Here is a 22189-nt window from a genome sequence, read left to right as displayed (position 1 = left end):
GGGGCGTCAGCCCCCGTTCGCCTTACAGGAAGAACGCTTCCAGCTGTTCAAATACCCGCACGTCTTCGCTGTGGCGCTTCACCCGCAGCACGTCTTCCAGCTTTTCCACCTGGCTTATCATTTGTTCCAGCCGCTGATCGTCGGCGACCAATAGCCAAATGCGGCTCTGTTGGCCGTCTTTCAACGGCAGACACAGAATGCCTTCGACGTTGAACGCGCGGCGGGCGAACAGCCCGCAAACGTGCGACATCACGCCGGGATGGTTGCGCACCGCCAGCTCCAGGATCACCTGTGGTTTATCTTGTGGTTGCAGCATGGCTTATTCTCCAATCATGTCGATGTTGGCGGCGCCCGGCGGCACCATCGGGAACACTTTTTCGTTGATATCGATCAGCGCGTGGATCAGGCAGGGACCCGGGCGCTGGATCGCCTCAGCCAGTGCCGCCTGAGGATCTTCCGCGGCGTTCAGATCGCAGGTATCCAGCCCGAATCCGGCGGCGATTTTCAGGAAGTCGGTACGCTTCGGATAGGCGGCGGCGAAGATGCGCTGTTGGTAGAACAGGGTTTGCTGTTGGTGCACCAGCCCCAGCGCCTGGTTGTTCATCAAAATGATTTTCACGTCCAGATCGTGCTCGACCGCGGTGGCCATTTCCTGAATGTTCATCATCAGGCTGCCGTCGCCGGAGAAGCACAGCACTTTACGTTCGGGCTCCGCCAACGCCGCGCCGATCGCCGCCGGCAGACCGAAGCCCATGGTGCCCAGGCCGCCCGACGTCAGCCACTGGCGCGGCCGGCTCAGCGGATAGGCCTGCGCTACCCACATCTGATGCTGACCCACGTCGGTGGTGATGATGGCGCTGTCGTCCACGCAGCGCGCGGCGGCCAGCACCAGGCCGTAATGGCTCAGCGGATCGTCGGCGTTCGGCATGTTGAACGGGAATTCGCGCTTCAGATCGTTGACGGTGTTCAGCCACGCGCTGCGCGGCTGCGTGTCGATCTGCGGCAGCAGCTGTTGCAGCACCTGGCCGACGTCGGCATGGATCGCCACGTTGGCCTGTTTGACCTTGCCCAGCTCGGCGCGGTCGATATCCACATGAATGATGGCGGCGTTAGGGCAGAACTGCTCGGTTTTGCCGATCGCCCGATCGTCGAAGCGCGCGCCCAGCACGATCAGCAGATCGGCCTCCTGCAGAATGAAGTTGGTGCTGCGCGCGGCGTGCATGCCCAGCATGCCCAGCGACAGCGGGTGTTCCACCGGCATCGCGCCCAGCGCCATCAGCGTCATGGTGGTGGGCAGACCGGCGCGCTCGGCCAGCTCCAGCGCCTGCCGGTGAGCGTCGGCGCAGATGATGCCGCCGCCCAGGTAGAGGATGGGGCGTTTCGCCTGATTGATCATCGCGGCGGCCTGCGAAACCAGCGCCGGATCGAAGCTCGGGGCGGCGTCCGGCACGGCGATCGGCGGCAGCTCTTCCAGGGTGATGGTGGCGGTCTGCACGTCTTTCGGCACATCGATCCAGACCGGGCCGGGACGGCCGGACTCGGCGATGCGGAACGCGTCGCCAATCACCTGCGGCAGCTCGCGGATATCGCGCACCAGATGGTTGTGCTTGGTGATCGGGATGGAAATGCCGTAGGTGTCCACTTCCTGGAAGGCGTCGGTGCCGATCATTGAGGAAGGCACCTGCCCGGTGATGCACACCAGCGGAATGGAGTCGAGCTTGGCGTCGGCGATGGCGGTGACCAGGTTGGTGGCGCCCGGCCCGCTGGAGGCGATGCACACCGCCGCTTTGCCGTTGGCGCGCGCCATGCCTTGCGCCATAAAGCCCGCGCCCTGTTCGTGGCGCGCCAGCACGTGGTGAATGCGGGTGCTTTGGCTCAGCGCGTCATACAGCGGCAGCGCGGCGCCGCCAGGGATGCCGGCGACGGTGGTGATGCCCTGACGCTCCAGCAGATGAACGATCAATTGTGCGCCGGTGAAACTGGTGCCCGGTTGAGGCGTGCCCGAAGTTGCCATGTTCCTGTCCTTTCTCAAGGCCGGTGAGCTTTTCTGGGCAGGGTGCTAAAACAAGAAACCCCGCCCGGTTTGCGCCGGCGGGGTTTTGGAATCGATGCGTTGATTCGGACCCTACGGCGCATTGCCGACGACCACCACCACACGCACGACGACCACCGCGGCTGGTAGCGCGGTAACTAGTAGGGTCGAAGTCAGCGAGGATGCGATCACAGGGAACCTTATCATCAGTAAAAAAAGTCAGGTTTTTATAAAAACACAGGCGCAAAATTCGCACAACAGGTTTATTGGCGCAGCATAAAAAACGCGCGTCAGATCACGCTTTACCCGAAATGCCCAGCACGCGCGCTTCCGGTGCGCTGCCGTCCAGCAGGGCCTGCGTCGGGCCGTCGTAGTAGATGCGGCCGTCGACCACCAGCAGCGTGCGCGGCGCGATGCGCGCGGCGTCGTCGAGGTTGTGCGACACCATCAGCAGCGTCAGGTCGCGCTGTTCGCACACCGTCTGCAGCAGCTGCAGCATCTCGTTGCGCAGCGCCGGATCGAGCGCCGAGAAGGGTTCGTCGAGCAGCAGGATCGGCCGCCGGCGAATCAAACAGCGCGCCAGCGCGGCGCGCTGACGCTGACCGCCGGAAAGCTGCGCCGGCAGGCGATCCAGGTGTTCTTCCAGGCCGACCTGACGGGCGATGTGCTCTCGCTGTTGACGTTGCTGCGCAGTCAAGCGCAGACCGGGATCCAACCCCAACCCGATGTTCTGCGCCACCGTCAGGTGCGCGAACAGGTTGTTTTCCTGAAACAGCATCGACACCGGCCGTTTGGCCGGCGGCGTGGCGGTGTGGTCTTCGCCGTTCAGCAGCAGCCGGCCGCTGGCCGCCGGTAGAAAACCGGCGATCAGGCTCAGCAGGGTGCTTTTACCGGCGCCGCTGGGGCCGAGCACCGCGACGCGCTCGCCCGGCTGGATGCGCAGATCAAAGCGCATCGGCAGGTGTTCATACAGATAGGTCAGTTTTTCAAGCGTCAGCATGGCGGCCCGGTAAGCGTTCAATCAGGGTAAACAGCAGGAAGCACAGCAGCAGCAACAGCAGCGCGGTCACCGCCCCGTCCTGGCTGCGGTAGGCGCCAATCTGCTGATACAGGTAAAAAGGCAGGGTACGGAAATGCTCGTTGCCAAACAAGGCGACCACGCCGAAATCGCCGATCGACAGCACGCAGGCGAAGGCCAGCGCCTGCGCCAGCGGGCGGCGCAGGGCGCGCAGTTCAATCAGCCGCAGCCGTCGCCAGCCGCGGATATCCAGCGACAGGCACAGCGGGTTGTAACGTTCGGCGAGGTCGCGCATCGGGTTCTCCAACACCTTCAGCGCATAGGGCACCGCCATCAGCGCATTGGTGAGGATCACCAGCGCATAGGGCGACTGCGGCAACCCGATCGTATCGTTCAGCAGCAGGAAGAACCCGGTGGCCAGCACGATGCCCGGCATCGCCAGGATCACCATGCCGCTCAGCTCCAGCGCTTGGCCGCCGCGCAGCTGCTGCCGCAGTTTCAGCTCGCGGCTGCTCCACAGCAGCATCATCGTGAGCGCCACGCACAGCGCTCCGGCGCCAAGGGCGATGCGCAGCGACGTGAACAGCGCCTGCCACAGCACCGGCTGGCGCAGCACGCTGATGATAGCCTGATTGGCGCCGTCGGCGATCACCGCCAGCAGAGGCGGCAGCAGCAGCAACAGCGCGGCGGCGATCAGCAGAAAATCGCTGATGCGCCGCCACAGGCTGTCTTCCGGGTTGCGCCAGCGCTGGGCGTGGGTATGCCCTACCGGCAATGCCTGGCTCAGGCGTTGGCTGATCAGCACCAGCCCCAGACAACAGCCCAGTTGGATCAGCGCCAGCAGGGCGGCGCGGCCCAGATCGTAGTCGTAACTCAACGCCTGGTAGATCGCCAGCTCGATGGTGGTGGCCTGCGGCCCGCCGCCCAGTGACAGCACGGTGGCGAAGCTGGCGAAGCACAGCATGAAGATCAGCGCGCCGCTCGGCAGGATTTGGCGGCGCAGCGCCGGCCATTCGACGAAGCGGAACTGCTGCCAGCCGTTCATGCCCAGCTGGGCGGCCAGCTGGCGCTGTTCCACCGGAATATTCTCCAGCGCCTGCAGCAACAGGCGGGTAGCCAGCGGCAGGTTAAAGAACAGGTGCGCCAGCAGAATGCCCTGCAGCCCGTAGGGCGAGAAATCATACTCGACGCCCAGCCAGCCGCACAGCGTCGCCAGCCAGCCCTGGCGCCCATAGACGCTGAGCAGGCCGAACACCGCCACCAGCACCGGCAGCACCAGCGTCATGGCGCACAGTCGCAGCAGCAACTGCCGGCCGGGGAAACGGCGGCGATAGAGCGCGCGCGCCAGCAGAATGGCGGGCAGCACCGAAATCAGCGCCGACAGCAGCGCCTGCAGGAAAGTGAAGCGCACCACGTGCCACAGGTAGCTGTCCTGCCACAGGCCGCGCCAGCCGCTGTCCGGCGAGTGACGCCACAGCGAGCCCATCGCCAGCGCGGCGACCAGCAGGATCATGCCGGCGGCCAGCAGCCCCGGCCAGAGCCAGCGGGGGATCAGCGGCTGACGGCGGTTTGCCATGCCCGGATCCAGCCGCCGCGTTGTGTGGCCACCTCTTCGGCGCTGTATTGCAGCGCGGTATGCGGCACGTTCATCTGTTCAAAGCCGACGGGCAGCGGGGTGTTGATCACCGGGTACATCCAGTTGCCGGTCGGGATGGTGTTCTGGAATGCCGGCGTCACCATGAACTGCATGAAACGCTCCGCCAGCTCAGGCTGTTTGGCGGCCTTCAGTTTGCCGGCCACTTCCACCTGCAGGTAGTGGCCTTCGCTGAACGTGGCGGCGGCGTAGCGGTCTTTTTTCTCGGCGATCAGATGATAGGCGGGGGAGGTGGTGTAGCTGAGCACCAGATCGCCTTCGCCTTTCAGGAACAGGCCGTAGGCTTCGCTCCAGCCTTTGGTGACGGTCACGGTCTTTTTCGCCAGCTGCTGCCAGGCGGCCGGCGCCTTGTCGCCATACACTTTTTGCATCCACAGCAGCAGGCCGAGGCCCGGCGTGCTGGTGCGCGGATCTTCGTAGATCACCTTCCAGTCACGATCGCTGCTGACCAGCTCCTGCAGGCTTTTCGGCGGGTTCTTCAGTTTTTCCTTGTCGTAGACGAAGGCGAAATACCCGTAGTCGTAAGGCACGAAGGTCGCGTCCTGCCAGCCGCCCGGCACCGTCAGTTTGGCGGTGTCCACGCCGCTCGGCGCGAACAGGCCGGTTTGCTGCGCCGCCTGCAGCAGGTTGTTGTCCAGCCCCAGCACCACGTCGGCGGCGCTGTTCTTGCCTTCCATGCGCAGGCGGTTCAGCAGTGAGACGCCGTCTTCCAGCGCCACGAACTTCAGCTCACAGTCGCACTCGGCTTCGAAGGCTTTTTTCACCGCCGGGCCTGGGCCCCAGTCGGCGGCGAAGGAATCGTAGGTGTAAACCGTCAGCGTCGGCTTGGCGAACACCGGCGCGGCGCACAGCAGCAATAAGCAGGGCAGATATTTTTTGACCACGTTGCACTCCTGAAAAATAAGGGGGCAAGGGCATCTGAGGGGGCGAGGCGGCGTCGCCGGTTCGCTGGGCTCAAATCCCTCCGCCGGTATTGACCGGATCAGGTTCGACGGGTGTGCTCTCAGCGGAAAATCGGGCTTATCACGCGGCCCGACTCTCCGCACCCCGTTGAGACGGCGCTATTGTAAAGATTAACCGACTTGGGCGAAAGGCGCTTATGCCTCCGGCGGGGCAAACCAGGCGGATTTGAAGTCGAACCAGCCGAGGGTGTTCATTCGCACGCCGCGCATGCTGCGCTGGCCGTGCAACTGCAGCCAGTGGTGGAACAGCGGATGCAGTTGGTGATTGCTGACCAGGCGCTGGCAGAACTCTGCCAGCGGCAGACGGTTGGCGCGCCACAGCGCCGCATCCTGCGCCAGGTCCTCGCTCATGCAATGCTGCATCAGCGGCAGCTCGTACAGCGTGGCGAACAGCGAAAACTCCAGCGGTAGATAGAAGTTGGCGCTGCCGAGCCACAGATCGCTGCGCGCGTCGCCCTGGTGCCAGGTCGCGTAATCCACGCTTTGCACGATCAGGCGGATGCCGTGCTGCGCCAGCAGCGGCTCGATCGCCTGGCGGATGGCGTGGAACTCCGAATGCTCATTGAAGTGAGTCAGCGTCAGTTCGGTCAGCCCCGCCGGTTTGGGCTGCTGCGCCAGCGCGCGGTTGTGGTGCCAGCGCGGCAGCAGGCCGTACGCCGGCGACCAATAGCGCTGGTAGAGCGGCCCGGCGTGGCTCAGCAGCGAAATGGGGTTGATCAATTCGCACAGCCAGCTGCGCATGGCGGGATCGGCCGCCAAGGGAGAGCGCTGATCGAACAGCAGGAAGTAGCAGCCTTCTTCCAGCCGGCTTTCCAGCTCGCTGTTGCCGGTTTCATCGCCCTGCAGCTGTACGCCGGAGTGCACCAGTTCTTCGGAGAACTCCGGCAGCACCCAGATGTTGACCTCATCGATCAGCGCCCGGTAGCCGAAATAGTCATCGAAGGCGTGGATCTTCATCTGGCTGGGAAGGTTGCGCACCACGCGGTAGGGGCCGGTGCCGATCGGATGGCGGGTGAAGTCCGGCAGATCGCGCCATTCGCGCGGCAGGATCATGGCGTGCACGCTGCCCAGCAGCCAGGGTAACCAGTGGTCGGGGCTGCGCAGATGCACGTCGACAACGAACGGCGTCGGCGAGGTGACGCTTTCGATATGCGAGAACAGCGGTTGCGAGGTCAGACGCGAAAGCGAGCTGATGACGTCCGCCATCTCCAGCTCGCGGCCATGATGAAAATGGATCGCCGGGCGCAGGTAAAACCGCCAGTGCAGCGGCGTCAGCGCCTGCCAATGGTGGGACAGATCGGATTCGAGTTCCCCGTTTTCCTCATTTATGCGCGTCAGGCCGTTGAAGATCTGACGCGCCAAATGGGTCTCGGAACGCCGCAGCGCCGAGCCGGGCAGCAGGTTGTACAACTGCCGATAGTAGAGCACCCGCAGGATATGTTTCCCCTGACGGAAGCTGCGCCCCAGCTGCGACAGCAGCATTTGGCGCACCACGTTTTTGTCGCCCACCAGCTGCACCAACTGATCGATGCGATCCTGCTCCAGCAGCTCCTCGGCCCGCTGTTGCTGCAGCGCCAGGCCGGTGTAATGAAAGGTTAGCCGCGAACGCTTGCCGCGTCCCGACTCCGCCTGCCAGGTGAGCCAGCCCTCCCGCTGCATAGCGCTCAACAGGGAGCGTACGTGGCGCCGCGAGCAGCTCAGCGCCTCCGCCAGTGCCTGCAGCGTGGTGTCGGTGGTTTCACCGTGGCAGCGCTGCCACAGACGGATGAACTGCTGCTGCAATCTGGACGTGGACATAAAAGAGGAACACTCCTGTCTCAACTCGTCAATTTTTCTTTCCCTATATTACGCCGATAATTTTCATCAATGAAAGGGGAGGGCGTAATCATGAAAGCTTTCTTATCCAAATCGTTCTATCAGCGCTATTTCAGCGCGGTGCGTCGGCAGCACGCTGACTGGCTGAACGTGGTGCCCGAGCAGGCGCGGCTGGCAATATTGGCGCACCTGACGCAATGGGATATCAAAGAGATGAGCGACAAGCAGTATCGCGAGCACCTGTAAGGCGCTGCGGCATAAAAGTTTCTGAGTAATGGTGCTGTTTCACCAGCCAGTGGGTCGCCCCACTGGTTTTTTTATTTGCGGTTAGAGCGATGGACTTGCATTTTCCTCGCCGTGACCTAAGGTTTTTGCTTCTGCTTTGGGATCAGGGAAGAGGATATGGAACGCCTGAGACGGTTATCACTGCGCATCAACCCCATCTTTGCCGCCTTCCTGCTGATCGCTTTTCTCTCCGGCATCGCCGGCGCGTTGCTGACGCCGACGCTCAGCCTGTTTCTGACCACCGAAGTTAAGGTGCGGCCGCTGTGGGTCGGGTTGTTTTACACCGCCAACGCGGTGGCCGGCATCGTCGTCAGCTTCCTGCTGGCTAAACGTTCCGACACCCGCGGCGATCGGCGCAGGCTGATCCTGCTGTGCTGCCTGATGGCGGTCGGCAACTGCCTGCTGTTCGCTTTCAACCGCGACTACCTGACGCTGATCACCGCCGGGGTGTTGATGTCCGCCGTTGCCAACACCGCCATGCCGCAGATCTTCGCGCTGGCGCGGGAATACGCCGACAGCGAGGCGCGTGAAGTGGTGATGTTCAGTTCGGTGATGCGCGCCCAGCTTTCGCTGGCGTGGGTTATCGGCCCGCCGCTGTCGTTTGCGCTGGCGCTGAATTACGGCTTTACCGTGATGTTCCTGATCGCCGCCGCCACCTTCGCCATCTGCGTGCTGCTGGTCGGGTTCATGCTGCCTTCGGTGCCGCGCGCGGCGGACGGCGACGGGCTGCGGGACGGTGCTTCCGCGCCGATTGCGCCCGCCAGCGCCTGGCGCAATCGCGACGTGCGTCTGCTGTTTATCGCCTCGATGCTGATGTGGACCTGCAACACCATGTATATCATCGACATGCCGCTGTATATTACCGCCGATCTCGGCCTGCCTGAGGGGCTGGCCGGGGTGCTGATGGGCACCGCTGCCGGGCTGGAGATCCCGGCGATGCTGCTGGCCGGTTACTACGTCAAACGTTTCGGCAAGCGCAACATGATGCTGCTGGCGGTGGCGGCGGGCGTGCTGTTTTACCTCGGGCTGACGGTGCTGGCGACCAAGCCGACCCTGATCGCGTTGCAACTGCTCAACGCGGTGTTTATCGGCATCGTCGCCGGTATCGGCATGCTCTATTTTCAAGATTTGATGCCGGGCCGACCGGGCGCCGCCACCACGCTGTTCACCAACAGCATTTCGACCGGGGTGATCCTGGCCGGGGTGCTGCAGGGCGCGCTGGTGGAGAACCTCGGTCATGGCTCGGTGTATTGGATGGCGGCGCTGCTGGCGCTGGCGGCGCTCTGGATGAGCGCCAAAGTGCGTGAAGTGTGAGGTCAAACGACGGCATTCTTGATGCAAGTCATTGAGAAGGCTGAAGCGGACGCCCAAGCTGAAGGCATATGGAGCGCGATCGTTGCGTCCACGCCCGTCTCGCTATTGAGATGCCGCCTTGTTGTTTAGAACAGTGGGAACGTTATGGATAAACTCACACCGCTCAAACCGCTTCCTTCCCTGTGCGCCCTTGCCGCCACGCTGATCATCTGGTTCCTCATTCCCGTGCCGGAGGGCGTTGCGCCCAACGCCTGGCAGCTGCTGGCGCTGTTTATCGGCACCATCATCGCCATCATCGGCAAGGCGATGCCGATCGGCGCGGTCTCGGTGATTGCCATCGCCCTGGTGGCGGTGACCGGCGTCACCAACCCCGGCAAGCCGGGCGCCGCGCTGGACGACGCGCTCAGCGGTTTTTCCAACCAGCTGATCTGGCTGATCGGCTTTTCTATCATGATCTCCCTCAGCCTGAACAAAACCGGGCTGGGCGCGCGCATCGGCTACTACTTTATCTCGCTGTTCGGTAAAAAAACGCTCGGCATCGCCTATGCATTGACGTTGGCGGAAACCACCCTGGCGCCGGTGACGCCGAGCAACACCGCGCGCGGCGGCGGCATCATTCACCCGATCATGAAATCGATCGCCGACAGCTTTGGTTCCAAACCCGAGCTCAATACCTCCGGCAAGATCGGCCGCTATCTGTCGCTGGTGAACTACAACATTAACCCGGTCACCTCGGCGATGTTTATCACCGCCACGGCGCCTAACCCGCTGATTGTCAGCCTGATCGCCAAAGGCACCCACGGCAGCTTCGAACTGTCCTGGTCGATGTGGGCGATTGCCGCCCTGGTGCCGGGGCTGTGTTCGCTGATCGTGATGCCGCTGGTCATTTATCTGCTGTACCCGCCGGAGGTGAAAAGCACCCCGGACGCGCCGCGTTTTGCCTGCGAAAAGCTGCAGGCGCTGGGGCCGGTGACGCTGCCGGAGAAAATTACTCTCGCGGTGTTCGCGCTGCTGTTGGTACTGTGGGCCGGCATTCCGGCGATGATTTTCGGCCCGGCGCTGGCGGTCAATCCTACCACCGCGGCGCTGATCGGCCTGGCGGTGCTGCTGGCTACCGGGGTGCTGAGCTGGGAGGATGTGCTGAAGCATAAAGGGGCCTGGGATACCGTCGTGTGGTTCTCGGCGCTGGTGATGATGGCCAGTTTCCTCGGCAAGCTGGGGCTGATCGGCTGGCTGTCGCAGACCGTCGGCAACGGCATCGACCATATGGGCATGAGTTGGGTGGGCGGCACGATCTTGCTGACCATCATTTATCTGTATTCTCACTATTTCTTCGCCAGCACCACTGCGCACGTAACGGCGATGTTCGCCGCCTTCTTCGCTGCCGGCATCGCGCTCGGCGCGCCGCCGGCGCTGCTGGGCCTGATCCTGGCGTTCTCTTCTTCGCTGATGATGTCGCTGACGCATTACGGGACCGGCACCGCGCCGATCATCTTTGGCTCCGGCTATGTGACGTTGGGGGAGTGGTGGAAAGCGGGATGGGTGATGAGCGTGGTTAACCTACTGATCTGGATAGTGATCGGTGGCGCATGGTGGAAGCTGCTGGGCTACTGGTGAGGAAAAAATTCACCCGCCGGGCGGCGGGTGAAGGGGATTAATTCAGAAACGCCGGCTGCTGCGCTTCGTAGCGGGAGATGTCCGCTTCATGCTGCAGCGTCAGGCCGATGCTGTCCAGCCCGTTGATCATGCAGTGGCGGCGGAAGCTGTCTATTTCGAACGGATAGCTTTTGCCACCGGCGTTGACCGTCTGGTTCTCCAGATCCACCACGAACTCCGTACCTTCATTGGCGTCCACCAGTTTGAACAGCTCGTCCACCTGCTGCTCGCTCAGCGTGACCGGCAACAGCTGGTTGTTAAACGAGTTGCCGTAGAAGATATCGGCGAAGCTCGGCGCGATCACCACTTTGAAACCGTAGTCGGTCAGCGCCCATGGGGCGTGTTCGCGCGAGGAGCCGCAGCCGAAGTTCTCCCGCGCCAACAGGATGCTGGCGCCTTTATAGCGCGGTTTGTTCAGCACGAACTCCGGGTTGGGTTGCTGGCCGGCATCGTCGAGGAAGCGCCAGTCGTTGAACAGGTGCTGGCCGAAACCGGTACGGGTCACCTTCTGTAAAAACTGCTTGGGAATAATGGCGTCGGTGTCGACGTTGGCCGCATCCAAAGGCACCACTAAGCCGGTATGTTGAGTAAATTTAGCCACGTTAGCCCCTTAGTGAATATCACGGATGTCAGCGAAGTGACCGGCGACGGCGGCCGCGGCGGCCATTGCCGGGCTGACCAGGTGGGTGCGCCCACCGCGGCCCTGGCGCCCTTCGAAGTTACGGTTGCTGGTGGACGCGCAGCGCTCGCCCGGATTCAGACGGTCGTTGTTCATCGCCAGGCACATCGAGCAACCCGGCAAGCGCCATTCGAAACCGGCTTCAATAAAGATTTTGTCCAACCCTTCGGCTTCCGCCTGGGCCTTCACCGGGCCGGAGCCCGGCACCACGATGGCCTGCACGCCGTTGGCGACCTTGCGCCCCTTGGCGATCGCCGCCGCCGCACGCAGATCTTCGATGCGCGAGTTGGTGCAGGAACCGATGAACACTTTGTCGATCGGCACTTCGGTCAATTTGATGCCCGGCTTCAAATCCATGTAGGCCAGCGCTTTCTCGGCGGAGGCGCGCTCAACCGGATCGTTAAACGATTCCGGCGCCGGGATCGCCTGATTGACGGCGATCACCTGGCCAGGGTTGGTGCCCCAGGTGACCTGCGGCGCGATCTCTTCGGCGCGCAGCGTCACCACGGTATCGAACTGGGCGTCGGCGTCGGACTTCAGCGTGCGCCAGTAAGCGACCGCCTGCTCCCAGTTTTCACCGGTCGGCGCGAACTGACGCCCCTTCAGGTAGGCGAAGGTGGTGTCGTCCGGCGCGACCAACCCGGCTTTGGCGCCCATTTCGATCGCCATGTTGCACAGGGTCATGCGGCCTTCCATGCTCAATGCCTCGATCGCCTTGCCGCAGAACTCCACCACGTGGCCGGTGCCGCCGGCGCTGCCGGTTTTGCCGATCACCGCCAGCACGATGTCTTTGGCGGTAATGCCCTCGGCGGCATCGCCGGTGACCTCAATCTTCATGGTTTTGGCCCGGCCCTGCTTCAGGGTCTGGGTCGCCAGCACGTGCTCCACTTCGGAGGTGCCGATGCCGAACGCCAGCGAGCCGAAGGCGCCGTGGGTCGCGGTGTGTGAATCGCCGCAGACGATGGTCATGCCCGGCAGCGTCATGCCTTGCTCCGGCCCGATCACGTGCACGATGCCCTGGAACGGGTGGTTCAGGTCATACAGCGAAACGCCGAATTCCGCGCAGTTCTTGATCAGCTCCTGCATCTGGATGCGCGCCATCTCGCCGCTGGCGTTGATGTCTTTGGTCTGGGTCGACACGTTGTGATCCATGGTGGCGAAGGTTTTGCCGGGCTGGCGCACCTTCCGGCCCATGGCGCGCAGGCCGTCGAACGCCTGCGGCGACGTGACTTCGTGCACCAGGTGACGGTCGATATACAGCAACGGCGTCTCGTCCGGCGCTTCGTGCACCACGTGGGCGTCGTACAATTTCTGGTATAAGGTCTTGGCCATGTTATGCCCCCTGAGCTACAAAGCGAGCGATGATGTCGCCCATTTCATCGGTGCTGACGGCTTTGCCGTCACCGGCCAGATCGGCGGTGCGGTAGCCCTGTTCCAACGCCTGGTTGATGGCGCGCTCTACGGCGTCGGCCGCTTCATCGGCGCCCAGGCTGTAACGCAGCAGCAGGGTGGCGGACAGGATCTGCGCAATCGGGTTGGCGATGCCTTTGCCGGCGATATCCGGCGCGGAACCGCCCGCCGGTTCGTACAGGCCGAAGCCTTGCTCGTTCAGGCTGGCGGACGGCAGCATGCCCATCGAGCCGGTAATCATCGCGCACTCGTCGGACAGGATGTCGCCGAACAGGTTGGAACACAGCAGCACGTCGAACTGGGACGGATCCTTGATCAGCTGCATGGTGGCGTTGTCGATATACATGTGCGACAGCGACACGTCCGGGTAATCCTTGGCGACCTGATTGACCACTTCACGCCACAAGATGGAGCTTTGCAGCACGTTGGCCTTGTCGATCGACGTCACCTTGTGGCGGCGCTTGCGGGCGGATTCGAAGGCGATGCGCGCGATGCGTTCAATCTCGAAACGGTGATACACCTCGGTGTCGAAGGCGCGCTCCTGCATGCCCTGGCCTTCGCGGCCCTTCGGCTGGCCGAAATAGATGCCGCCGGTCAGTTCGCGCACGCACAGAATGTCGAAGCCGCGGGCGGCGATATCGGCGCGCAGCGGGCAGAACGCCTCCAACCCTTGATACAGGCGGGCCGGGCGCAGGTTGCTGAACAGTTTGAAGTGCTTGCGCAGTGGCAACAGCGCGCCGCGTTCCGGCTGCTCGGCCGGCGGCAGGTGTTCCCATTTCGGGCCGCCCACCGAACCGAACAGGATGGCGTCGGCCTGCTCGCAGCCGGCGACGGTCGCCGCCGGCAACGGGCTGCCGTGGCGATCGATGGCGATGCCGCCGACGTCGTACTCGGCGGTGGTGATGCGAATGTCAAAGCGTTGACGCACCGCGTCCAACACTTTGCGCGCCTGAGCCATTACTTCCGGGCCGATACCGTCTCCGGGCAAGACGGCAATGTGATAAGTCTTCGTCATGTTCACACCGTTTCCTGATTATTTTGATGTTTGTTTTGCTGCAGACGCTGTTTTTCTTTTTCTACCTGCTGTGAGCGCCAAATATTGTTCAACACGTGCACCATCGCCTTGGCGGAGGATTCGACGATGTCGGTCGCCAGACCCACGCCATGGAAACGACGGCCGTTATAAGAGACGACGATATCCACCTGGCCCAGCGCATCGCGCCCATGGCCTTTGGCGGTCAACTGGTACTTCACCAGTTCGATCGGGTAATCGGTGATGCGATTGATCGCCTGATAGACCGCATCGACCGGGCCGTTGCCGGTGGCGGCTTCGGCTTTCTCTTCGCCGCCGCAGATCAGTTTCACCGAGGCGGTGGCCATGATGCTGCTGCCGGACTGCACGCTGAAGTAACCCAGGCTGAAGTGTTCCGGTTCTTCCTGTTGTTTGTTGATGAAGGCCAGCGCCTCCAGGTCATAGTCGAACACCTGGCCTTTTTTGTCGGCCAGCTTCAGGAAGGCGGCGTACAGGGTATCCAGGTTGTAGTCCTGCTCCTGGTAGCCCATCTCTTCCATGCGGTGTTTCACCGCCGCGCGGCCGGAGCGGGAAGTCAGGTTCAACTGCACGTCTTTCAGGCCGATCGACTGCGGGGTCATGATTTCGTAGTTTTCGCGGTTCTTCAGCACGCCGTCCTGGTGAATGCCGGAGGAGTGGGCGAAGGCGTTGGCGCCGACGATCGCCTTGTTGGCCGGGATCGGCATGTTGCACAGCTGGCTGACGATCTGGCTGGTGCGGAAGATTTCCTGATGATTGATGTTGGTGTGCACGTTCATGATGTCCTGGCGCACCTTAATCGCCATGATCACCTCTTCCAGCGAACAGTTGCCGGCGCGCTCACCGATGCCGTTCAGGGTGCCTTCCACCTGACGGGCGCCGGCCTGGACCGCGGCAATGGAGTTGCCGACTGCCATGCCCAAATCGTCGTGGCAGTGTACGGAGATGATGGCTTTGTCGATGTTCGGCACGCGGTCATACAAGGTGGTGATGATGCCGCCGAACTGGTTTGGCGTGGTGTAGCCGACGGTATCCGGAATATTGATGGTGGTGGCGCCGGCGTTGATGGCGGCTTCGACCACGCGGCACAGATTGTCGATCGGCGTGCGGCCGGCGTCTTCGCAGGAGAATTCCACGTCGTCGGTATAGTTGCGGGCGCGTTTGACCGAGCGCACTGCCATCTCCAACACTTCGTCGAACGAGCGCTTCAGCTTCGATTCGATGTGCAGGGTGGAGGTGGCCAGGAACACGTGGATACGGAAAGCTTCAGCGACGCGCAACGCTTCGGCGGCCACGTCGATGTCTTTGTCCACGCAGCGGGCCAGGCCGCAGACGCGACTGTTCTTGATCTGGCGAGCGATGGTTTGCACCGATTCGAAATCGCCCGGCGAAGAGACCGGGAAGCCGACTTCCATCACGTCAACGCCCATTCTTTCCAGCGCCAGCGCAATCTGAATCTTCTCTTTTACGCTCAGGCTGGCCTGCAATGCCTGTTCGCCATCACGCAGCGTGGTATCGAAAATAATGACTTGTTGGCTCATCGGTGCATTCCTTATCGTGTTGATTTCACGCTAAGCGGGCAAAAAAAAACCCGCGCAGTAGCGCGGGTTTCTTATGGGTGATCGGCTGAGTCAGCTCCGAACTTCGTCCACAGGCATACCGCGCAAACAAGATGCGTTGAGTAGTAGGCCTAGTAGACGGTGAGTACGGATCATAATGGTTCAGCTTCTCTTAAATTGGGTGTCTGCCTAATTTGATACGTGATTGGCCTGGCGATGTCAACACCTGATTGAATGCGGGGACAATGCACCGGCTATGCGTCCAAACAGAGGATCATTCGGTAAAAATGCAGCGCTATAGAGAAAAAATGGGAGCAGTTTGCGTGCTGCTTAGCATAAACGAATCGAATATATACTGCGCTAATTGCTTCTGGATTTTGTTGGGTTAAGATTTGTGATGAAAAAATAAGGAGGATTAATCACGGGAGGAAACAAAATAACATTTTTAATGCGAATGATTTAAATTGAATTCATATGATTAATTGATTGTTTTAGTCATAATATAACAAAATAATGCGATTTTACACAAAGCGATTGATGTTTTTAGATGGTTTGATTGCTTATGATGTGTTTTTATAGTTTGTCTCATACAGTGGGGTTACGTTGTTTAATTGTATTAATCATTGTTAATACCTAATTATTAGTACCACCCAGGTGGCATTCTTCCTGCTGACGGTAGAAGTGACTGATATGCATTCCATATACGACTTAAATCGTGTCGATAACACGAGGTTTTTTATCGGCTGAAGACGGTAATGGCAGGATTTGTCGTGCAAAGATAAGACAATGCGGCGTTTCATTGTTTGTCGAGCATAAGGATTAGATTATCTACACAGGATTTAGTGGAGTGAAATATGGCTGAATATGATTCAGAAATCGCCATGGTCAAAGAGCCGGCGGACATCCATTTGCGCAGCGTCGATCTTAATTTGCTGACGGTGTTTGACGCCGTGATGCAAATGCAAAATATTACGCGAGCTGCTAATTCGTTAGGGATGTCGCAGCCGGCGGTGAGCAACGCGGTAGCGCGTCTGAAGGTGATGTTCAACGACGAGCTGTTCGTGCGCTGCGGGCGCGGGATCCAGCCCACCATGCGGGCCAGGCAGCTGTTCGGGCCGGTGCGGCAAGCGCTGCAGCTGGTGCAAAATGAGTTGCCGGGATCTGAGTTTGAGCCGCTGACCAGCACGCGAGCGTTCTCCCTGTCCCTGTGCAGCCCGCTCGATTTGCGTCTGGGCGCCGGGATAATCAATCACGTCAAACAGATAGCGCCGCAGCTTAACCTGCAAATAAAGTCATACATTAACAATAATATTGAACATCAATTGCGTTATCAGGACGTCGAATTTGTCATCGGCTACAGCCGTTTCGAGTCGGCGGAGTTTCGCAGCCTGGCGATGTTCGACGACGAATTAGTGCTGGCGGTTGCGCAGGCGCACCCGCGAATAGGGGAGGAGGTGACGCCGGAACACATGTTGGCCGAACAGCATGCGGCGGTTTCCCTGGAAAGTTTTGGATCGTTCAGTAAACCTTTCTATTTAGAGGAGCCGATGCTGCGCGCCGTGACACAACAGTGCACGGACCTCTACAGCGTGTTGAATATGGTGTCGCAAACGGAAATGGTGGCGATTGCGCCCGCCTGGTTGGTGCGGCAACAGACGGAGGCGTTGAAAATAAAGGCGGTTCCTTTGTGCGCCAATCACAATAAAGCGACCTGCTATCTTTCCTGGCATGAATCCTCCGAACGGGATAAAGGGCACCAGTGGATGAAGTCCGTCCTGATTGAGGCGGGTAACCCAAAGTAAAGCGATAAAAAATGGGGATATATAAAGATAATATTCAACTGAGCGTTTTTTTCTCATGATAAAAACTAAGAACTATCTGGGTTTTTATTAAGATGTTTCTTGGTTTTGCGGCGATTAAATAACTTATTTTCAGGGTGAGTTGGTTCGTTTACCAAAAATAATTAATATAAATTAATATTCTGATTTTTACTTTACGACTGGTATTTTTAACTAACTCGATGCGGCGGCCCGGATGGGCCGCGTTTTATTGCCGCCAGCAAACCTTTTCCTTCCCGTTCTGTCCAACCCATGAAAGCGCGAAAGCCGGCCTGAGTTTTGGCTCACACTTCTACGCTGAAATCGCTTTTCCCCCTGCCTGAGAGTAGGTAGACTGCGCGGAAAAAAGTAAACACGTGTAAGCTGAGATGAGGGCCGTAAGGCGTCGTTCAGGCTTAACTGTATGATTCATTTCAGGCTTAGAGCACTATGATCACTAATCTGCTGCAATACCATTTGATCCATCGTATACAGCATCAAATCACCCACCGAGCCGATCGCACAGCTTTTCGCCAATGGTCGCCCAACGGCGAGTTTCAACTGATCTGGGAAGAGGCCGCCGTTCGCATCGATCGCATTGCCGCCGGGCTGTTGGCCCTGGGGGCCGAAGTGCAAGAGCGCATCGGCATTTTCGCCAATAACGGCATGGCCTGGTCGCTGGCCGATCTCGCGATTCTCCACCTGCGCGGCGTCAGCGTGCCGCTCTATTCCACCAATACGCCGGCGCAGGCGGCCTTCGTCATCAACGACGCCGACATTCGCATACTGTTCGTCGGCGAACAGGCGCAGTTGGACGCGGCCATCGCGCTGCGCGGCGTTTGCCCACAGCTGCGCCATATTATCGTGTTTGACCAAGATGCCTACCTGCGCGGCTGCGAGATAGCGCGACACCTGAGCGCCTTCGAGCATGCCGCCGATCCGACGGCTTTTATCGCTCAACGTCGGCAGCGCATTGAAGAGTGCGACCTGCAGGACCTCTTCACCCTGATCTATACCTCGGGCACCACCGGCGAGCCCAAAGGGGTGATGCTGGATTACCGCAACCTGGCGGCGCAGCTCTACCTGCATGATGAGAGACTGACGGTCGGCGAAGAGGATGTGTCGCTCAGTTTCCTGCCGCTGTCGCATGTGTTCGAGCGTGCCTGGAGCTTCTTTGTCATGCATTCCGGCGCGCAGAACGTCTTCCTGCCGAACACCGACTGGGTGCGGGAAGCGATGGGGCAGGTTCGCCCGACGCTGATGTGCGCGGTACCGCGTTTCTACGAGAAGATTTTCAGCGCGGTGCATGAAAAAGTGGCGCGCGCGCCTTGGCTGCGCCGCGCGCTGTTCCACTGGGCGATCGTCTGCGGGGAGCGCAAGTTCCTTCAGGAGCGGGCCGGCAAACCGTTGGGTAAACTGTTCGAACTCTCTCATCGCTGGGCCGACAAGCTGGTATTGAGCAAGCTGCGCGGCATCCTCGGCGGCCGGGTGCGCTTCCTGCCGGCGGCGGGCGCCAAGCTGGATGACAATGTGATCCTGTTTTTCCAGGCGATGGGCGTCAATATCAAGTACGGCTATGGCATGACCGAAACCTGTGCGACCGTGTCCTGCTGGGAAGAAGGGCATTTCCGCTTCGGCTCTATCGGCAAACCGCTGCCGGAGGTCGAGGTGCGCATCGGTGAAGAAAATGAAATCCAGGTGCGCGGGCCGATCGTGATGCGCGGCTATTTCAACAAACCGTTGGAAACCGCCGCGACCTTTACCGCAGACGGCTGGCTGAAAACCGGCGATGCCGGGGCGATCGATGAAGAGGGCAATCTGTTCATCACCGAGCGCCTTAAGGATTTGATGAAAACCTCCGGCGGCAAATACATCGCGCCGCAGATGCTGGAAGGCACGCTGGCGCAGGACCGCTTTATCGAGCAGGTGGCGATCATCGCCGATGCGCGCAAGTTCGTTTCCGCGCTGATCGTGCCGTGCTTTGAGTCGCTGGAAGAGTACGCGAAGTCAGTCAACCTGAAGTATCAGGATCGCCTGGAGCTGCTGCGCAACGGTGAAATCCTCGAGATGTTCGAAAAGCGTCTGCGCGAGATGCAAAAGGAGCTGGCGCGCTTCGAGCAGGTGAAGAAGTTCACGCTGCTGCCGGCGGCCTTTTCCATGGAGCTGGGGGAGCTGACGCCAACGCTGAAGCTGCGCCGCAAAGTGATCCTGCAGCGCTATCAGCGTGAAATCGACTCCATGTATCAGGAACAGGGCTGAGGCCGCCGCCGGACCGCGCGTTCGGCGAAAAAAACGGCATATTCTTCGCCTGATTTAGTTCTGTAATTTTCCCTCTGTTCGAAACAATGCCTAGCCTGACGCCCCTGGGGCTAGCGCATTGTTTTTATAAAGTCGCGATCTCCAGCCGCTTGGCAATAACCCCGCCGTCGTTAAGCCATTTTGCCGTTTGCCTGCCCCATATTCTGACGTTATGTTAATTCGATAGCGACAACCCATAAAAATTTAGGGGCATTGCCCCGCAGCAGGCGCTACGTTCCGGCGCCAGAGAAGAATAAGCAAGCCTGGAGGCAAACCCATGGAGATGTTGTCAGGAGCCGAGATGGTCGTCCGATCGTTGATCGATCAGGGCGTTAAACATGTATTCGGCTACCCCGGCGGGGCGGTGCTCGATATCTACGACGCCCTGCATACGGTCGGAGGGATCGATCATATTCTGGTGCGCCACGAGCAAGGTGCGGTGCACATGGCCGACGGTTACGCGCGCGCCACCGGCGAAGTGGGCGTGGTGCTGGTGACCTCCGGCCCCGGCGCCACCAACGCCATTACCGGTATCGCTACCGCTTATATGGACTCGATCCCGATGGTCGTCCTGTCGGGGCAGGTGCCCAGCTCGCTGATCGGCTACGACGCCTTCCAGGAGTGCGATATGGTGGGGATTTCTCGGCCGGTGGTGAAACACAGCTTCCTGGTGAAACGCACCGAAGACATCCCGGCGGTGTTGAAGAAGGCCTTTTACCTGGCCTCCAGCGGCCGCCCCGGCCCGGTGGTGATCGATCTGCCGAAAGACATCGTCGGCCCGGCGGTGCGGATGCCTTATGCCTATCCGCAGGACGTGAGCATGCGTTCTTACAACCCGACGGTGCAGGGCCACCGCGGGCAAATCAAACGCGCGCTGCAAACCATTCTGGCGGCCAAAAAGCCGGTGATGTACGTCGGCGGCGGCGCGATCAACGCTGGCTGCGAAGCCGAACTGTTGGCGTTGGCGGAGCAGTTGAACCTGCCGGTGACCAGCAGCCTGATGGGGTTGGGGGCCTTCCCCGGTACCCACCGCCAGAGCGTTGGCATGCTCGGCATGCACGGCACCTATGAAGCCAATAAAACCATGCACCATGCCGACGTGATCTTCGCCGTCGGCGTGCGTTTCGACGATCGTACGACCAACAATCTGGCCAAATACTGTCCGGATGCCACCGTGCTGCACATCGATATCGATCCGACCTCGATCTCCAAAACGGTGGACGCCGATATCCCGATCGTCGGCGATGCCAAGCAGGTGCTGGTGCAGATGCTGGAGCTGCTGGCGCAGGACGAGAAAGCGCAGGATCACGATGCGCTGCGCGATTGGTGGCAGTCTATCGAGCAGTGGCGCGCCCGCGACTGCCTGGGCTACGACAAAAACAGCGGCACCATCAAGCCGCAGGCGGTGATTGAAACCCTGCATCGCCTGACCAAAGGCGACGCCTATGTGACCTCGGACGTCGGTCAACACCAAATGTTCGCCGCGCTCTATTATCCGTTCGACAAACCGCGCCGTTGGATCAACTCCGGCGGCCTCGGCACCATGGGCTTCGGCCTGCCGGCGGCATTGGGCGTCAAGCTGGCACTGCCGGAGGAAACCGTGGTGTGCGTGACCGGCGACGGCAGCATTCAGATGAATATTCAGGAGCTGTCCACCGCGCTGCAATATAACCTGCCGGTGGTGGTGGTGAACCTCAACAACCGCTATCTGGGCATGGTCAAGCAATGGCAGGACATGATTTATTCCGGCCGTCATTCGCAGTCTTACATGGATTCACTGCCGGACTTCGTCAAGCTGGCCGAGGCTTACGGCCATGTCGGTATCGCCATCCGCACGCCGGATGAGCTGGAAAGCAAGCTGGCGCAGGCGCTGGCGGAAAAAGAGCGGCTGGTGTTCGTCGACGTGACCGTCGATGAAACCGAACATGTCTACCCGATGCAGATCCGCGGCGGAAGCATGGACGAAATGTGGCTTAGCAAAACGGAGAGGACCTGATCATGCGCCGTATTTTATCTGTCTTGCTGGAAAACGAATCCGGCGCCCTGTCGCGCGTGGTGGGGTTGTTCTCCCAGCGCGGTTACAACATCGAGAGCCTGACGGTGGCGCCGACCGACGATCCGACGCTGTCGCGCATGACTATCCAGACCGTCGGCGACGAGAAAGTGCTGGAGCAGATTGAGAAGCAGTTGCACAAGCTGGTGGACGTGTTGCGCGTCAGCGAGCTGGTGCAGGGCGCTCACGTTGAACGCGAGATCATGCTGGTGAAGCTGCAGGCCAGCGGCTACGGCCGTGAAGAGGTGAAACGCTGCGCCGATATTTTCCGTGGCCAGATCGTCGATGTGACGGCGACGCTGTATACGGTGCAGCTGGCCGGCACCAGCGACAAGCTGGACGCCTTCCTGAGCGCGGTGCGTGAAGTGGCGGAGATTGTGGAAGTGGCCCGTTCCGGCGTGGTCGGCGTGTCGCGCGGCGACAAAATCATGCGCTGAGCGCGGTCTGGCGGCGAATAATCGGGGGCGCGGCGTGGCTGCGCCCTTTGTTTTTCGGCCTTTTTTGCCCGATTGCCGGCACCTTTCGGCAAAAGCGGTTGCTAGGTAGTGTTTTCTGCTGTTAGATCGCAGAGGCTGGATTGAATAAC

At 60.5% G+C, this 22189-nt stretch carries 18 protein-coding genes and 1 riboswitch; of the genes, 7 read left to right on the top strand and 11 right to left on the bottom strand.

Annotation, left to right across the window (positions count from 1 at the left end; translation table 11 throughout):
• Positions 1-22: 22 nt before the first annotated feature.
• From ilvN (J0X03_RS20530) to sgrR, 7 genes are all read right to left on the bottom strand, one after another.
• A complete protein-coding gene (ilvN, locus tag J0X03_RS20530; RefSeq protein WP_160203963.1) occupies positions 23-316 on the bottom strand; it encodes an acetolactate synthase small subunit in 294 nt (97 codons plus the stop codon).
• Between the two features lie 3 nt (positions 317-319).
• Positions 320-2014 (bottom strand): acetolactate synthase large subunit, encoded by a 1695-nt coding sequence (ilvB, locus tag J0X03_RS20525; protein WP_033641840.1) that lies wholly within the window; start codon positions 2012-2014, stop codon positions 320-322.
• 111 nt (positions 2015-2125) lie between these two features.
• Positions 2126-2239 carry an ilvB operon leader peptide IvbL gene (ivbL, locus tag J0X03_RS20520; protein ID WP_154747116.1) on the bottom strand — a complete coding sequence of 38 codons (114 nt, stop codon included), beginning with the start codon at positions 2237-2239 and terminating at the stop codon, positions 2126-2128.
• An 88-nt stretch (positions 2240-2327) separates the two neighbouring features.
• On the bottom strand, positions 2328-3032 hold the full coding sequence (gene thiQ / locus J0X03_RS20515; RefSeq protein ID WP_046688226.1) for a thiamine ABC transporter ATP-binding protein ThiQ: 705 nt from the start codon (positions 3030-3032) through the stop codon (positions 2328-2330).
• On the bottom strand, positions 3019-4626 hold the full coding sequence (gene thiP, locus J0X03_RS20510; protein WP_089196583.1) for a thiamine/thiamine pyrophosphate ABC transporter permease ThiP: 1608 nt from the start codon (positions 4624-4626) through the stop codon (positions 3019-3021). The genes thiQ and thiP overlap by 14 nt, the downstream gene beginning before the upstream one ends.
• A complete protein-coding gene (gene thiB, locus J0X03_RS20505; protein ID WP_042783680.1) occupies positions 4602-5588 on the bottom strand; it encodes a thiamine ABC transporter substrate binding subunit in 987 nt (328 codons plus the stop codon). The genes thiP and thiB overlap by 25 nt, the downstream gene beginning before the upstream one ends.
• A gap of 57 nt (positions 5589-5645) precedes the next feature.
• Positions 5646-5764: riboswitch (TPP riboswitch) on the bottom strand.
• Positions 5765-5801: 37 nt separating this feature from the next.
• The gene (gene sgrR, locus J0X03_RS20500; protein ID WP_033641844.1) at positions 5802-7463 is read right to left on the bottom strand and encodes an HTH-type transcriptional regulator SgrR; all 1662 of its coding nucleotides are present in this window, start codon (positions 7461-7463) and stop codon (positions 5802-5804) included.
• A gap of 90 nt (positions 7464-7553) precedes the next feature.
• On the opposite strand from sgrR, the gene sgrT reads away from it, so the two are divergent.
• From sgrT to J0X03_RS20485, 3 genes are all read left to right on the top strand, one after another.
• Positions 7554-7727, top strand: coding sequence for a glucose uptake inhibitor SgrT (gene sgrT / locus J0X03_RS20495; RefSeq protein ID WP_071845093.1), 174 nt, complete (start codon positions 7554-7556; stop codon positions 7725-7727).
• 156 nt (positions 7728-7883) lie between these two features.
• Positions 7884-9080 (top strand): sugar efflux transporter, encoded by a 1197-nt coding sequence (locus J0X03_RS20490; protein ID WP_033641845.1) that lies wholly within the window; start codon positions 7884-7886, stop codon positions 9078-9080.
• Between the two features lie 144 nt (positions 9081-9224).
• Complete coding sequence (locus J0X03_RS20485) at positions 9225-10697, top strand: DASS family sodium-coupled anion symporter (protein WP_047572680.1); 1473 nt, start codon at positions 9225-9227, stop codon at positions 10695-10697.
• Positions 10698-10734: 37 nt separating this feature from the next.
• On the opposite strand, the gene leuD is transcribed toward J0X03_RS20485, so the two are convergent.
• Genes leuD through leuA form a run of 4 tightly spaced genes read right to left on the bottom strand, consistent with a single transcriptional unit; the run spans position 10735 to position 15417 of the window.
• Complete coding sequence (gene leuD, locus J0X03_RS20480; protein ID WP_025159634.1) at positions 10735-11337, bottom strand: 3-isopropylmalate dehydratase small subunit; 603 nt, start codon at positions 11335-11337, stop codon at positions 10735-10737.
• A 9-nt stretch (positions 11338-11346) separates the two neighbouring features.
• Positions 11347-12747: a 3-isopropylmalate dehydratase large subunit gene (gene leuC, locus J0X03_RS20475; RefSeq protein WP_160203964.1), complete on the bottom strand. Its 1401-nt coding sequence runs from the start codon at positions 12745-12747 to the stop codon at positions 11347-11349.
• A gap of 1 nt (position 12748) precedes the next feature.
• The gene (gene leuB / locus J0X03_RS20470; RefSeq protein WP_025159635.1) at positions 12749-13840 is read right to left on the bottom strand and encodes a 3-isopropylmalate dehydrogenase; all 1092 of its coding nucleotides are present in this window, start codon (positions 13838-13840) and stop codon (positions 12749-12751) included.
• A 2-nt stretch (positions 13841-13842) separates the two neighbouring features.
• Positions 13843-15417: a 2-isopropylmalate synthase gene (gene leuA, locus J0X03_RS20465; RefSeq protein WP_033641848.1), complete on the bottom strand. Its 1575-nt coding sequence runs from the start codon at positions 15415-15417 to the stop codon at positions 13843-13845.
• An 872-nt stretch (positions 15418-16289) separates the two neighbouring features.
• On the opposite strand from leuA, the gene leuO reads away from it, so the two are divergent.
• From leuO to ilvN (J0X03_RS20440), 4 genes are all read left to right on the top strand, one after another.
• Positions 16290-17237, top strand: coding sequence for a transcriptional regulator LeuO (gene leuO / locus J0X03_RS20455; RefSeq protein ID WP_033641849.1), 948 nt, complete (start codon positions 16290-16292; stop codon positions 17235-17237).
• 465 nt (positions 17238-17702) lie between these two features.
• Positions 17703-19511 (top strand): AMP-dependent synthetase/ligase, encoded by a 1809-nt coding sequence (locus J0X03_RS20450; protein WP_160203965.1) that lies wholly within the window; start codon positions 17703-17705, stop codon positions 19509-19511.
• Between the two features lie 316 nt (positions 19512-19827).
• Positions 19828-21546, top strand: coding sequence for an acetolactate synthase 3 large subunit (gene ilvI / locus J0X03_RS20445; RefSeq protein WP_028127857.1), 1719 nt, complete (start codon positions 19828-19830; stop codon positions 21544-21546).
• 2 nt (positions 21547-21548) lie between these two features.
• Entirely contained in the window at positions 21549-22040 is a 492-nt protein-coding gene (gene ilvN / locus J0X03_RS20440; protein WP_004932806.1) for an acetolactate synthase small subunit, read from the top strand.
• Positions 22041-22189 lie beyond the last annotated feature (149 nt).

The sequence above is a fragment of the Serratia ureilytica genome, from assembly GCF_017309605.1.
GTDB classification, from domain to species: domain Bacteria; phylum Pseudomonadota; class Gammaproteobacteria; order Enterobacterales; family Enterobacteriaceae; genus Serratia; species Serratia ureilytica.
The sequence above is the reverse complement of the archived record's forward strand: the minus strand, read 5'-3'. Positions and strand labels throughout refer to the sequence as shown.

Bases quoted from the DNA above. Each gene is read 5' to 3' on its own strand.
- ilvN (WP_160203963.1), bottom strand. From the start codon at position 316: ATGCTGCAACCACAAGATAAACCACAGGTGATCCTGGAGCTGGCGGTG.
- ilvB (WP_033641840.1), bottom strand. From the start codon at position 2,014: ATGGCAACTTCGGGCACGCCTCAACCGGGCACCAGTTTCACCGGCGCA.
- ivbL (WP_154747116.1), bottom strand. From the start codon at position 2,239: ATGATAAGGTTCCCTGTGATCGCATCCTCGCTGACTTCGACCCTACTA.
- thiQ (WP_046688226.1), bottom strand. From the start codon at position 3,032: ATGCTGACGCTTGAAAAACTGACCTATCTGTATGAACACCTGCCGATG.
- thiP (WP_089196583.1), bottom strand. From the start codon at position 4,626: ATGGCAAACCGCCGTCAGCCGCTGATCCCCCGCTGGCTCTGGCCGGGG.
- sgrR (WP_033641844.1), bottom strand. From the start codon at position 7,463: ATGTCCACGTCCAGATTGCAGCAGCAGTTCATCCGTCTGTGGCAGCGC.
- sgrT (WP_071845093.1), top strand. From the start codon at position 7,554: ATGAAAGCTTTCTTATCCAAATCGTTCTATCAGCGCTATTTCAGCGCG.
- J0X03_RS20490 (WP_033641845.1), top strand. From the start codon at position 7,884: ATGGAACGCCTGAGACGGTTATCACTGCGCATCAACCCCATCTTTGCC.
- J0X03_RS20485 (WP_047572680.1), top strand. From the start codon at position 9,225: ATGGATAAACTCACACCGCTCAAACCGCTTCCTTCCCTGTGCGCCCTT.
- leuC (WP_160203964.1), bottom strand. From the start codon at position 12,747: ATGGCCAAGACCTTATACCAGAAATTGTACGACGCCCACGTGGTGCAC.
- leuB (WP_025159635.1), bottom strand. From the start codon at position 13,840: ATGACGAAGACTTATCACATTGCCGTCTTGCCCGGAGACGGTATCGGC.
- leuA (WP_033641848.1), bottom strand. From the start codon at position 15,417: ATGAGCCAACAAGTCATTATTTTCGATACCACGCTGCGTGATGGCGAA.
- leuO (WP_033641849.1), top strand. From the start codon at position 16,290: ATGGCTGAATATGATTCAGAAATCGCCATGGTCAAAGAGCCGGCGGAC.
- J0X03_RS20450 (WP_160203965.1), top strand. From the start codon at position 17,703: ATGATCACTAATCTGCTGCAATACCATTTGATCCATCGTATACAGCAT.
- ilvI (WP_028127857.1), top strand. From the start codon at position 19,828: ATGGAGATGTTGTCAGGAGCCGAGATGGTCGTCCGATCGTTGATCGAT.
- ilvN (WP_004932806.1), top strand. From the start codon at position 21,549: ATGCGCCGTATTTTATCTGTCTTGCTGGAAAACGAATCCGGCGCCCTG.